Source organism: Streptomyces nojiriensis (assembly GCF_017639205.1).
Taxonomy (GTDB): Bacteria; Actinomycetota; Actinomycetes; order Streptomycetales; family Streptomycetaceae; genus Streptomyces; species Streptomyces nojiriensis.
Genome location: NZ_CP071139.1, coordinates 4,108,858 through 4,121,465, shown reverse-complemented (window position 1 = coordinate 4,121,465; position 12,608 = coordinate 4,108,858). Strand labels below are relative to the sequence as shown.

Annotated in this window: 11 protein-coding genes; 7 read left to right on the top strand and 4 right to left on the bottom strand. The window is 72.0% G+C overall.

The features are described 5' to 3' along the window. Positions 1 to 268 precede the first annotated feature (268 nt). The 3 genes from JYK04_RS19060 to JYK04_RS19050 all read left to right on the top strand — a co-directional run bounded on the left by JYK04_RS19060 (position 269) and on the right by JYK04_RS19050 (position 2,451). On the top strand, positions 269 to 1,603 hold the full coding sequence (locus JYK04_RS19060; protein WP_189735295.1) for a diacylglycerol/lipid kinase family protein: 1,335 nt from the start codon (positions 269 to 271) through the stop codon (positions 1,601 to 1,603). Positions 1,604 to 1,678: 75 nt separating this feature from the next. Next, positions 1,679 to 1,921, top strand: a complete 243-nt coding sequence (locus JYK04_RS19055; RefSeq protein WP_189735297.1) for an amphi-Trp domain-containing protein — start codon at positions 1,679 to 1,681, stop codon at positions 1,919 to 1,921. Continuing rightward, positions 1,918 to 2,451 carry a hypothetical protein gene (locus JYK04_RS19050; protein WP_189735679.1) on the top strand — a complete coding sequence of 178 codons (534 nt, stop codon included), beginning with the start codon at positions 1,918 to 1,920 and terminating at the stop codon, positions 2,449 to 2,451. Before JYK04_RS19055 ends, JYK04_RS19050 begins: the two co-directional genes overlap by 4 nt. Here JYK04_RS19050 and JYK04_RS19045 read toward each other — a convergent pair. Then, a complete protein-coding gene (locus JYK04_RS19045) occupies positions 2,429 to 3,724 on the bottom strand; it encodes an aminotransferase-like domain-containing protein (protein WP_373297397.1) in 1,296 nt (431 codons plus the stop codon). The two genes, JYK04_RS19050 and JYK04_RS19045, sit on opposite strands and share 23 nt — an antisense overlap. Before the next feature lie 151 nt (positions 3,725 to 3,875). Between JYK04_RS19045 and JYK04_RS19040 the strand changes: the two genes are divergently transcribed. After that, a complete protein-coding gene (locus tag JYK04_RS19040; RefSeq protein WP_189735300.1) occupies positions 3,876 to 4,733 on the top strand; it encodes a hypothetical protein in 858 nt (285 codons plus the stop codon). Between the two features lie 195 nt (positions 4,734 to 4,928). Here JYK04_RS19040 and JYK04_RS19035 read toward each other — a convergent pair whose 3' ends face one another. The 3 genes from JYK04_RS19035 to JYK04_RS19025 all read right to left on the bottom strand — a co-directional run bounded on the left by JYK04_RS19035 (position 4,929) and on the right by JYK04_RS19025 (position 7,300). After that, on the bottom strand, positions 4,929 to 5,138 hold the full coding sequence (locus JYK04_RS19035; protein WP_189735302.1) for a DUF397 domain-containing protein: 210 nt from the start codon (positions 5,136 to 5,138) through the stop codon (positions 4,929 to 4,931). 223 nt (positions 5,139 to 5,361) lie between these two features. Further along, positions 5,362 to 6,243 (bottom strand): helix-turn-helix domain-containing protein, encoded by an 882-nt coding sequence (locus JYK04_RS19030; protein WP_189735303.1) that lies wholly within the window; start codon positions 6,241 to 6,243, stop codon positions 5,362 to 5,364. A gap of 322 nt (positions 6,244 to 6,565) precedes the next feature. Next, positions 6,566 to 7,300 carry a GOLPH3/VPS74 family protein gene (locus JYK04_RS19025; RefSeq protein ID WP_030010144.1) on the bottom strand — a complete coding sequence of 245 codons (735 nt, stop codon included), beginning with the start codon at positions 7,298 to 7,300 and terminating at the stop codon, positions 6,566 to 6,568. Between the two features lie 186 nt (positions 7,301 to 7,486). On the opposite strand from JYK04_RS19025, the gene JYK04_RS41900 reads away from it, so the two are divergent. From JYK04_RS41900 to JYK04_RS19005, 3 genes are all read left to right on the top strand, one after another. Next, on the top strand, positions 7,487 to 10,072 hold the full coding sequence (locus tag JYK04_RS41900; RefSeq protein ID WP_268254138.1) for a D-alanyl-D-alanine carboxypeptidase family protein: 2,586 nt from the start codon (positions 7,487 to 7,489) through the stop codon (positions 10,070 to 10,072). A gap of 104 nt (positions 10,073 to 10,176) precedes the next feature. Next, positions 10,177 to 12,096 (top strand): MFS transporter, encoded by a 1,920-nt coding sequence (locus tag JYK04_RS19010; RefSeq protein WP_373297383.1) that lies wholly within the window; start codon positions 10,177 to 10,179, stop codon positions 12,094 to 12,096. Between the two features lie 112 nt (positions 12,097 to 12,208). Beyond that, the gene (locus JYK04_RS19005; protein WP_202506911.1) at positions 12,209 to 12,412 is read left to right on the top strand and encodes a hypothetical protein; all 204 of its coding nucleotides are present in this window, start codon (positions 12,209 to 12,211) and stop codon (positions 12,410 to 12,412) included. Positions 12,413 to 12,608 lie beyond the last annotated feature (196 nt).

Genomic DNA, 12,608 nt, shown 5'->3' with positions numbered 1-12,608 from the left:
CGGTAGCGCACACATCACGCCAGGCGCGTCGAACCCTGATCAGCTGCACGTGAGACGGGTCGAGGGTGCTGGTAGTTGAGCCGAGTGCCATCCGCCTCACGGGGTTGAGCGGAGGTGATTGGTTGCATGAGCAACGAAATCTGCCGCTTCCCTCGGGTGGCGCTGCCCCGCTCCCGTCGCGTCGACGGCCGGTCCTTCGCGGGGGATGATCGGAGATGACCACACCCTCGTGGTGGAGGTCCACGGCACGAGGCGAGGACGTGAGGGCATGGCACTCCCGGATACTTCCGGCGCGCCCCGGCGCGCGCGGCTGTGGGCCCTGCTGGCGTTGGTCTGTGCGGTGCTCGCCGCGGTGACCTTGGTGGCCGAGGGCATCGTCGGGGGGCTGCTCGTCCTCGTCGTCGGGGTGGCCGGGGCGGCGCTCACGGCCATGGGGACCTGGTGGGTGGTGTCCCATCGCGGCGCCGTACGGCTGATCGGCACCCTGCTGGTGGTGGGCGCGCCCGTGGCCATCCTGCTCATCTACGCCCAGGAGGACCTGTGGCTCACGGCGCTGCTCGCCATCGCGCTGTGGGCGGCCGCCGTGGCCTGTGCGCGGACGGCGCTGCGCGCCGCGCGCCGGCCCGACGGCATGCGGGCCGTCGCCCGGGCCGCCCCCCGGAACCCGGTGCTGATCATGAACCCGAAGTCCGGCGGCGGGAAGGTCGGCCGCTTCGGCCTGGTCGAGAAGGGGGAGGCGCTCGGCGCCCGGGTGGTGCTGCTGGACCCGGCGGTCGTCACGGACGTCGCCGCCCTCGCCCGGCAGGCGGTGGCCGACGGAGCGGACCTGCTCGGGGTGGCGGGCGGCGACGGCACCCAGGCCCGGGTGGCCGAGGTGGCCGCCGAGCACGACCTGCCGTTCCTCGTGATCTCCGCGGGCACCCGGAACCACTTCGCCATGGACCTCGGGCTGGACCGCGAGGACCCGGCCCGGTGCCTGGACGCGCTGGCCGACGGGGAGGAGCTCAGGGTCGACCTGGGAGTCGTGGGCGGCCAGGCCTTCGTCAACACGGCCTCGTTCGGCGTCTACGCGGAGATCGTGCAGCGGCCGGAGTACCGGGACGCCAAGGCGGACTCGGCACTGGCCGCCCTGCCCGACCTCCTCCTCGGATACGCCGGCACCACCCTCGACGCGGTGACCGACGAGAAACGGCTGGAGTCCCAGCAGGCGCTGCTGGTCAGCAACAACCCCTACACGTCCTCCGAGCCGATGGGCGCCCGCAGGTCCCGCCTCGACCTCGGAGAGCTGGGCGTCCTCGGCATCCGGGTGAACAACGCCGCCCAGGCGGCCGAGGTCGCGCTGCGCGGAGCGAGGGCGGCGGGCCTCCACGTACTCACCTCCCGCCAGGTCGTCGTCCGATCGGACGCGGAACGCATCGCCGTCGCCGTGGACGGCGAGGCGCTGACCATGCCCACACCCGTGACCTGCTCCATCCGCCCGGGCGCACTGCGCGTCCTGGTGCCCAGGCTCCGCCCGGGGGCCCCGGCCGCCGCTCCGCCCATGCAGTGGAGCGAGGTCCTCGCCCTGGCCTTCAACCGGCCGGTGGCGGCCCCGGGTGGCTGAGGCCCGGGATGCCCGACCTCCTGTGCGGCGTCACAATGAGCCTGACCCGGTGTTCGCAGCGGATTGGAGACGTCCGTGAAGGACCTCAAGTTTGAGCAGAAGAGCTCCCTTTCCCGCCTCGAGGCCGCCGACCAGCTCGCCGCGCTCGCGGAGGCGCTGCGCCACGGCGGCAATGCCGAACTCGAACTCGGCCCCGGGAAGATGAGCCTGCGCGTCCCCGACGAGCTCCGCACCGAGATCGAGGTCGAGATCGGCGACGGGGAGATCGAGATGGAGATCGAACTCAAGTGGCCCACCGCGCAGGCCGGGGCCGCGTGACGGCGCCCCCGGAGGGCGGCCCGGAAGGCGGCCCGGAAGGCGGTGCCGCCCCGGAGCGGGAGGCGGGCAGCGAGGACTACACCGGCGCCGTCTACGGCTCCCTGCTCGCCGCCTCCGTGGTGGTCGGTGCCGGGACTCTCGGCAAGTTCCCGCGGCTGGAACTCGTCGCGCTGCTCCTCGGCACCGGGGTGGTGTTCTGGGCCGCGCACGTCTTCTCCCGCCTCTTCGGCGCCCGCATGGTGCGCCGGCTGAGCTGGGACGTGGTCCGCAGCACCGCCAAGGAGGAGCGCCCCATCATCAAGGCGGCCGTCCCCCCGGCCGTCGCGGCGGCCATCGCCCCGCTGTTCGGCCTGGGCGCCACGGGTATCGCATGGCTGGCGCTCGCGGTCGCCCTGATCGGACAGGTCGGCTGGGCCACCGTGGCCGCCAGCCGTGCCGGGGCCTCGCGCCGTCTGATGATCCTGGCCGGCGTGATCAACCTGTTCCTCGGGCTGCTCATCGTGCTGCTCAAGGTCGCCCTCCAGCACTGACGCCGCCGACGCCGCCGAGGCCCCCGTACTCCGCCAGCGCCACGCGCAGCCGGCCGACGCCCTCGGTGATCTCGGCCGGCGTGTGCGTCGTGAAGTTCAGGCGCAGGGTGCGGGGGTCCGGGGCGGTGGCGTAGAAGGGGGCGCCCGGGACGAAGGCGACGCCGTGGGCGACGGCCGTCCTGAGGAGGTCCGCCGCGTCGTGGCCCGCCGGCAGGCGGGCCCACAGGAACATGCCGCCCGCGGGCAGGCTCCACGCGCAGTCGGCCGGCAGGCTCCGGCTCAGGGCGCTCTGCAGGGCGTCGCGGCGCGCGCGGTAGGCCGTCCGGACCGTGGCTATGTGCGCGTCGAGGTCCACCGCCGCGAGGTAGTGCGCCGCGGCCAGCTGGTCCACCGTGGAGGTGTGGAGGTCCGCCGCCTGCTTCGCGACGACCGCGGCCCGCCGCAGCGCCGCCGGGGCCCGGAGCCAGCCCAGCCGCAGCCCGGGAGCCATGACCTTCGAGAAGCTGCCGAGCAGCGCCGTACGGTCCTCCGCCCCCGGGTGTGCGGCGAGCCACGGGACGTCGGAGCCCTCGTAGCGGAGTTCCCCGTACGGGTCGTCCTCCACCAGCCACAGCCCGAGCCGGGCGGCGGTCCGCGCGACCGCCGCCCGGCGGGCGGCCGGGAGGGTGCGTCCCGTCGGGTTCTGGAAGGTGGGGACGGTGTACAGCAGCTTCGGCTGCTCGCGCACCACGATGTCCGCCAGCGCGTCCGGGAGGATGCCCTCCGCGTCGCAGGGCACGGCCACCACCCGCGCCCCCGCCAGGCGGAAGCACTGGAGGGCCGCGAGGTAGGTGGGGTTCTCCACCAGCACCACGTCGCCGGGTTCGATCAGGGTGGCGGTGATGAGGGTCAGGGCCTGCTGCGAGCCCGAGGTGATGAGTACGTCGTCCGGGCCGGTCGGCAGCCCGCGCCCGGTCGCCCGGGCGGCGACGGCCTCGCGCAGCTCCGGCGCGCCCTCGGTGGTCGAGTACTGGAGCGCGCGCCGCGCGGACACCGCGAAGGCGGCGTCGTACGCGGCCCGCAGGCCCTCGGTGTCGAAGAGTTCGGGCGCGGGGAGGCCGCCGGCGAGGGAGATGACCCCGGGGCGTTCGGTGAGCGCGAGGATCTCGCGTACGGGGGACCCCTCCACGGAGGCGGCGCGGGCGGCGAACGCGGGCGGCGGCGCGGTGGCGGAGGCGGAGTCGGCAGTGGCGGAGGCGGCAGTGGCGGCGGAGGTGGTGGCGGCGGCGGACACGGCGGCAGGCACGGGCAGCTCCTTCAGGAGGCGGGTGCGCGCATCGTAGCGAGGGAAAGGTGTAGACGGCATGCATGTATCAGGTGGTGGACCGTCCGTCCGGAGCCCCCGACCCCTCCCTATCTGATGCTGCATCAGATAGACCGGTCCCATGACGACAGGAGAGCAGGATCCGCAGCAGGACACCCGCGTCGAGGACTACGCCGAGCTCGCGGCCGTCGGCCCCTACGGCGTCCGCCCCGGCCATGCCCTGATCACCATGGTGGAACCGCACCCGGGCCACGAGTACGCGTACAACCGCTGGTACGAGGACGACCACTACTACGCCGGCGCCATGGCCATGCCCTGGATGTACGCGGGCCGCCGCTGGGTGGCCACCCGCGAACTGCAGGAGCTGCGCTACCCCGAGAAGTCGGCCGTCGCCCAGCCCGTCACAGCCGGCTGCTACATATCGACGTACTGGGTCACCCAGGGCCGCTACGACGAGCACATGAAGTGGACCGTCGGCATCAACAAGCGCCTGAACCGCGACGGCCGGGTCTACCAGGACCGCACCCACGTCTTCACGTCCTTCCAGGACCACGCGGCCACCGTCTACCGCGACGGCGCCGCCGGCCCGCGGGACTTCCACGCCCTGGACCACCCGTACGAGGGCCTCGTCGTCCAGGTCATCGACACCGACGGGCCGGGGCAGCGGGCCGAGTTGCTGGAGTGGCTGCGTTCGCGCGCCCTGCCGAAGCGGCTGCACGGCGGTCCGGCCGCGATGGTGACGGTCTTCCGCCCGACCCCGCTGCCGGGTGACCGGATGACGTACGTCAAGCAGGTGGAGGGGGTCGACACCCGCCTCACGCTGTTGTGGTTCCTCCAGGAGGACCCCCGGACCTGCTGGGATCGCTTCCGAGGGCTGGACGCGGAGGTCGCGGAGGCGGGGCTGGGGCGGGTGGAGCTGGTGGCGCCGTTCATCCCGACGGTGCCGGGGACCGACCGCTACGTGGATCAGCTCCGCTGAGCGGGCCGTCGCCCCCCGGGCATGGCCGAGCCCCCTCGGCCAAGACGGCGGGTCGGTCGAGAGGGCTCAAGTCAGTGGTGCGGGTGGTGCGGATGGTGCAGGTGATGCGGGTGGTGCCGATGTCGGGCCCGCTGATGCCGGACGCGGGGGCCGAACCGTAGGGACGGCGAAGGCGGTTGGGACGCGCCGTGATGTTCAGGCGAGGCGTCCCAGCCGGCCCTCGGTGACATCGGCGACGAACGAGGTCCAGGAGTTGGGCGCGAAGGTGAGGGACGGTCCGTCCTGCACCTTCGAGTCGCGGACGGCGATGGCCTCCATGACAGGGGACTTGACCTCGACGCAGGCGCCGTTGGCGGAGTAGGAGGACTTGATCCAGTTGGTCGTGGCGCCCTGACGAATAGCCATGTTTCTCTCCGGTGAGCGAGTAGTTCCGGTGGTTCCGGTGTCCTGTCGGCCAATCTTCCGGCTGACCTGATCGACGCTACCGGCAGCTCCTGACGGGTGAAGTGACCATTCACCCGACCGGGTGGCATATTCCATTCAAGCCTTCTGTGGCTGGGGAGTGACGGTGTACCGTACCGACCCGCTTGCCACACGCACGGTGGATATCGGGTGTATCCCGCCCCTACTAGCCCTTGTCGGCGTATTGGTTGATGATCCCCGAGATGAACTCGCGGGTCTGGTCGACATTGAGCGCCTGCGCGCGCAGGTGTTCGTACATCACGCTGTACTTCTGGACGTCGTTGGCCTTCTCCAGGTACAGGTCGCTCGTGACGCCCTCGATGTAGACGACGGTCGAGTCGGACGCGTCCGGGAACTCCAGGATCGCGTACTGCCCGTTCACGCCGGGGTGCGCGCCCAGCTCGAACGGCATGACCTGCACCGTGACGTGCGGCTGCTCCGACTGCTCTATCAAGTATTCGAGCTGCCGGATCATCAACTGGGCGTCGCCCACGCGCCGGCGCAGCGCCGCCTCGTCGATCACCGCCCACAGGCGCAGCGGACCGAGGTCCGGATTGTTGTTCTCCGTCTCGGAGAGCCGCTTCTGGCGGTGCATCCGGACCTGGACGCGCTTGTCGACGTCGGCGGGGGCGGTCTCCGGCCACGCGCCGCGGACGAGGGACTGGGCGTACTCCGTCGTCTGGAGCAGCCCCGGGATCACCAGGGGCTCGTACGTGCGCAGGCTGGCGGCATCCGTCTCCAGGCCGATGTAGACGCTGTACGGGATGTCGCCGAAGGCGTGCCACCAGCCCTGCTGGCGGGAATCCTTGGCCATCTGCATGAGCGAGTCGATGAGGCGGCGGTCCTCCACCTCGTAGACGTCGCACAGGTCGCGGACGTCGCGCTGACTGATGGAGCGGCGGCCGTTCTCCAGTCGGCTGATCTTCGACTGGGAGACGAGCAGACGCTCGGCGACCTGTTCGGCCGTCATGCCCTTGTCCTCGCGGAGCTTGCGCAACTCCATGCCCAGTCGGCGGCGTCGGACGGTGGGATTGACATTGGACGCCACGTGAACGGCACCTCCGCCTTCTTCTGTCGTTGCAGCTGTCTCTCTGCGTATCTGGTCTTGAGCAGACTGCCACCGAAGCGGGCGGCGCCGCTGGGGAACGGCCCGGAAACACAGACGCGCGGGGTGGCGGGGTCGGCGAACCGGCCCCGCCACCCCGCGCGCTGGCGGCTCCCGAACCGACCTGGTCCTCGCGGACGTCGGTCAGGGCGGTGGCGTTGCGATGGTGGTGCGATGAAGCGGGTGGAACGGGTGATCGGGTGGATCGGGGGTGGAACAAGGGTGGATCGGGTGGAACGGGGTGGATCGCGTGGAACGGGGTGGATCAGTGCACGGCCGCGCGGGCCATCGCGCCCGTCCGGCGCGGCTGCAGCGGAACGCTGCTCGCCGTGGCCCGGGCCGGCGGTGCGGGTGCGCGGTCACGGCGTGGCTGTGCGGCCACACCGTTCTGGACGTCCATCACGGCATGCGCCACGAGTCCGCCCATCGGGTCGTGCCGGATCAGGTCCCGCAGCCGGGACCTGGACGACCGCCCCTCGTTGCCGGGGTACAGGTGCTTGCCGAGTCCGACCGCGTGGGCCAGTGCGGCGAGCGCCGCGGTCCGCGGGTCCGGCGGTACGCCGGTGCGGATCGCACTGTCGAGCCGGGCTCGGATCTCCCGGCTGATCTCCGTGTCCGTCGCCTGGTAGCGAGTCGTCGGAAGCACACCGCACATCTGTCCCGCGACGGCATGGACCATGCCGCAGCGCTCCAGATGGGCGAGGTAAATCTGACGGAGCCCCAGTCGGGGTCCGCCGATCCAGTGGACGGCCCGTACCGGGCTGCCGCGCCTGCGCAGCAGTTCCAGTGCGGAGTCCAGAGTCGGATCTCCTGTCGGCCGTGGCATCACCACGGCGATACGATCCCCATCAGGGGCTATCCGTCCTGCCAGAGCCAGCTCCACTAGCTGTGCCCCGGCCAGGCCGAGGTCGAGCGACTGCGGCTGCGCCGTGGTACCCGTGGCCGGGTCCAAGGCGAGCAGCAGAAGCTCCTCCGGAATTGTTCTGCGGCTCCTGCCCATCCATGCCTCCCCGCGTGGATGAGTGACAGGGTGACGCCTCTCACATTCATCTGTCGAGAGCGCGTGGCCGCTTTGTGGGGGAACCCGCAGCTATGTCGTTCTCGTCTAGCACGGGGGCGATGCTCCCGAGACGGGACACTGTTAGACATTCGGACAGCCGGACGTGGCGGCGATGGAGGAGGAACGGTGGCGGGCGAGTCCCCCGACAAGTCGGTAGATGAAGGAGCGCCGGGGGCGGCGGAGTCGTCCGCGGAGCGTGATCCGAGGCTGTCCGTGTTCCGGCCGCGCGATCCCGAGAGCGGCGCGGCCGCCCGTGCCGGCGAGACCGGCGGCGGTGCCGGCGTCGACGTCCAGGCCGATGCCGATGTCGATGCCGATGTCGATGCCGAGTCCGGAGCCGAGTCCGGAGCCGAGTCCGGAGCCGAGTCCGGAGCCGAGTCCGGAGCCGAGTCCGGAGCCGAGTCCGGAGCCGAGTCCGGGTCCGCGGCCGGAGCCGGTGAGCGGGACCCGCTGCGGGATGCGGTGGCGGCATGGGTCGCCAACGCCGGCGATGCCGACGACGCCAATGCCGACGACGATGCCGCCGGTGACGCCGCAACGGGCGAAGCCGAAGATTCCGGTTCGGTGGACGACGAGGCGAACGCGGACGAGCCCGACGCCGTCGGGTCCGGCACGCCGGATGCCCGTACCGAAGCGCCGGACTCCGATTCCGATTCCAGTGCCTCCGCGGCGCCCGCTGCCCCGGCTCCGGCCGCTGAGCCGAAGCCCGCGGCCGCGAAGCCGAAGGCCGAGGAGCCCGCGGACAGCGAGCGCACCGCGGTCTTCCGTGCCTTCCAGCCCGCCAAGCCGAAGCCCGCGGCCGAGCCGCCGAAGGCCGAAGAACCCGCGGACAGTGAGCGCACCGCCGTGTTCCGCGCCTTCAAGACCGATTCCGTTTCGGCCCCCGCCGCGGAGCCGCCGAAGCCCGCGGCCGTGAAGCCGGTCGCCGAGGAGCCCGCGGACAGCGAGCGCACCGCGGTGTTCCGCGCCGTGAAGCCGGCTTCCGCTTCGACTCCGGCCGCTGGGTCGAAGCCCGCCGCCGCGAAGCCGAAGGCCGAGGAGCCCGCGGACAGCGAGCGCACCGCCGTCTTCCGTGTCCCGAAGGTGGACGCGGCCGAGCCGGAGGCCCCGAAGCCGGCCCCCGCCAAGCCCGCCGCCGCCAGGCCGAACCTGGCCAAGCCGGCAGAGGCCAGGCTCGCCGCCAAGCCGACCGCGGCCGCGCCCGCCGCCAAGCCCGCCGAGCCCAAGCCCGCCGAGCCCAAGCCCGCCGACGCCAGGCCCGCGGCCGAGCAGCCCAAGGGCAGCACCTTCGTGCCGCTGCGCCCGGAGGGCATCGCGCCCCCGGCCACGCCCACGCCTACGTCCGGGCCGCGGCCGAAGGTTCCGGTTCCGCCCGCCGCCGCGCGGCTCGACCACTCCGAGCGGACCACGCAGCAGCCGCTGCCGCCCAAGCCGCCGCTCGACATGCTCGCGGACCTCACGAACAACCCGCCCCCGCCGCCGAGCCCGATGCGCACCGCCATCCGGCGGGTCAAGATCTACGCGCCGCTCGTCGCGCTCCTGGTGGTCATCCTGGCCGTCGTGCAGCTGGTGCGCCCGCTGCCCGAGCCGAAGCTCGTCATGAACGGGAAGTCCTCGTACACCTTCGAGGGCACCAAGCCCCAGCTGCCGTGGCCCACCGAGGGGCAGGCGTACATGGCGGCCGCCGGCCTCGGCACGCTCGGCCAGTCCGGCGAGCAGAAGCCGGTCCCGATCGCGAGCGTCACCAAGTCGATGACGGCGTACATCATCCTGCGCGACCACCCCATAAAGAAGGGTGACCAGGGCCAGATGATCGACGTCGACAAGACGGCCGAGACCGAGGGCAAGAAGAACAACTCGACCGACAACGAGTCCACCCTCGACACGGTCAAGGAGGGCGACAAGATCTCGGAGTACGACGCGATCGCCGCACTCATGATCCCGTCGGCCAACAACATCGCGCGGCTGCTCGCGCGCTGGGACTCCGGGTCGCAGGAGGCGTTCGTCAAGAAGATGAACGACACCGCCAAGGAACTCGGCATGACCAACACGACGTACACGGACCCCTCGGGTCTGGACGCGACCACGGTCAGCACCGCCGAGGACCAGGTCAAGCTGGGCCTGAAGCTGGTCGAGATCGAGACGCTGCTCGACATCACCAAGAAGCCGAACTGGGTCGACCCGTCCGGCAAGAGCTGGCGGAACTGGAACGGCCTGACCGGACCCAGCGGCGCGCTCGGCATCAAGACCGGTACGACGACGAAGGCGGGCGGAAACCTCCTCTTCGCCGCGCAGAAGAAGGTCGGCAACACCAACCAGCTGATCGTCGGAGCCGTCCTCGGCCAGCACAAGCCGGCGATCATCGACACCGTGCTCGCCGCGAGCAAGGAGCTGATGGTCGCCACCCAGAAGGCACTCGACGGCGCGACCGTCGTGAAGAAGGGTGAGGTCGTGGGCTACGTCGACGACGGTCTCGGCGGCCGGACGCCCGTCGTGGCCACCGCCGACGTGCAGGCGGTCGGCTGGGCCTCGCTGACCGTCGACGTCAAGCTCGCGGACGGCGGCGCGAAGATGCCGCAGACGGCGAAGGCCGGGACCGAGGTCGGTGTGCTGACCGTCGGCGAGGGCGCGAGCCAGGTGAAGGTGCCGGTGGCGCTGAAGAGCGACCTCGCGGCGCCGAGCATCGGCAGCAAGCTGACGCGCGTCGGCTGACATCCGGTGAGAGCGTGGTTCCGGCGCCCCGGGCAACCCCGGGGCGCCGGGCCGCGTCTAGGCCCCAGGGAAGTTCGTGGACTCATGGGTTGGGGAGTGCGGCAGTGACCACCGCTGAGCAGCAGGGCCGGCGCCAGGAGGCGGTCCCGTCGGCCGACGGCGCTGCTTCCGGGGTGTCCGCGCCCGCCGCGCCCGCCACCTCTGCGGCACGTTCCACGCCCGAAGGCATACGGCCGCCCCGCGGCCCGCTCGCCGCCGTTCTCGACGGGGCCCGGCGCCACCCGGTGGTCGTCGCCACCGTCCTGGCCGGGCTGCTGCACGTCGTCTGGTTCTTCAGCTTCGCCAACAGCGGCGGCGACCTGGCCGCCCAGGACGCCTGGGCCGAGTTCGTCGGCCGCCATCCCGACTCGGCGTACAACCTCGCCTGGTACGGCGGCATGCACCCCGTCTCGTACAGCGTGGTCTCGCCGTACCTCATGCACATGCTCGGCGTCCGGACCACGATGATGATCGCCGGCACCGTCTCGGCGGGGCTGCTCGCACTGATCCTGACCCGCTGCCGCGGGGCCGTACGCGAGCCCCTGTGGCCCGCCCTGGCCGGGGTCTACGGGCTGCTCTGCAACGCCCTCTCGGGCCGTGTCACCTTCGGCCTCGGCGTGATGTTCGCGCTCGGCGCCGTCGCCGCCGTCTTCTGCTGGCCCCGCAAGTGGGCGGAGCGGCGCTGGGCCAAGGCCGCGGTGGCGGCCCCGCTGGCCGGTCTCGCGACCGCCGCCAGCCCCGTCGCCGGGCTCTTCCTCGGAGTGATCGCGGCCGCGCTGTTCCTGAGCGGGCGCCGCCCGGGCGCGTACGCGCTGGGGCTGGCCCCGGTGGCCGTGGTGGGGCTGTCGGCGTGGCTGTTCCCGTTCTCCGGGACGCAGCCGATGAAGATCGGCTCGGCCGGGCTGCCGTTCGTGTTCGGGCTGCTGATCCTGTTCCTCGTACCGAGGCGGTGGAAGACCGTCCGGATCGCCTCGGCCGTCTACGCCCTCGGCGTCTTCCTCACCTGGGTGATCGACTCCCAGGTCGGCTCGAACGTCACCCGCCTGGTGATGCTGTTCGGCGGGGTCGCGCTGCTCGCGGCCCTCCCGTACGAGCTCCCGCGCTCGCGGCGCTGGTACGCGGTCCTGCTGGCCTTCGTCGGGCTCAACGCCTGGATCACCACCAACAGCGTCACCGACATCGTCCGCACCACCCCGCTGGCCGCCTGGAGCCGGGAGCTGGCCCCGCTCGTCGACCAGCTGCAGAAGGCGGGCGCCGACCGCGGCCGGGTCGAGGTGGTCCCGGCCAGCAGCCACCGGGAGTCCTCCGCCTTCCCCTCGTACGTGAACCTCGCGCGCGGCTGGAACCGGCAGGCCGACCTGGAGCGCAACCCGCTCTTCTACGACGACAGCCTCACCGCCGACAGCTACCGGGGCTGGCTGGAGCGCTGGGCCGTGCACTACGTCGTGCTGCCCGCCGACAAGCCCGACTCGGGCGGGGAGGACGAGGCGAAGCTGGTGCGCGAGGGGCTCCCGTACCTCCAGCAGGTGTGGGGCGACGCGAACTGGCAGCTCTTCAAGGTCGACGAGCCCACCGACCTGGTGGCCGGACCGGCGACCGTGGTGCGGGCGAGCGCCGACCAGCTGGTCGTCGACGTGAAGCAGCCCGGACGGGTGCTGGTGCGGATCCCGCACTCTCCGTGGCTGGGGCTGGTGGACGCGGCGGGCAAGCCCGTACCGCCGCCGCAGGAGACCTTCGCCTCGAAGGCGCGGGGCGGGAGCGGGGAGGGCGGCGCGCTGCGCAAGCAGTACGCGAACACGGCGGGATGCCTCTTCAAGGCCGCTCCGGACGAGACCGGGGACGTGTGGACGGAGCTGCTGGCACCGGCGCCGGGGGAGTACCGGGTGGCGGCGAAGTACCAGCTGCCGCGGGGGACGCCCTGCCCGGAGGACCTGGTGCACCAGACGCTGGGCCAGCCGAAGCGTCCCGCTCCGCCGCGTCCCTGATCGGGGCTCTTGATCGGAATTCTTTACACATCGGTCCGGGTGCGTTGGTCCGTATATGTGCATACGATCCCAGTAGTCCGATTGGGTGCTTCCCGAAGGAGTTGACGACGGGATGAACAAAGAGCAGAAGCGGGATGTCCGGGCGGCCATCGCGAAGGCGCAGGAGCAGGCGCAACCGCCGCGCGCCCCGGGACACGGCTTCAGTGGTCCGGTACGGAGCAAGGTCAAGGGCGGACTGCACACGAAGGCCGCGCTCAAGCGGGCCGGCACTCCGCAGGGCGACCGTATCGGCGAACGCAGCAGTGGACTGAGCTGACCGTGATGGCACAGCCCTTTCGGCCGCGGGCCGGAAGGGCTTCGTGCGCCCGGCGCGGCGGCCGGTGCCGTGATCGGTCGCGATCCGTCGTGATCCGTCGTGATCCGTCGTGATCCGTCGCGATTCGGCCTGAGCCGGTGCGATCCGGCCGAATACCGCCGCTCACCCTCCGGGGCTCGCGCATTACCGTGACGTG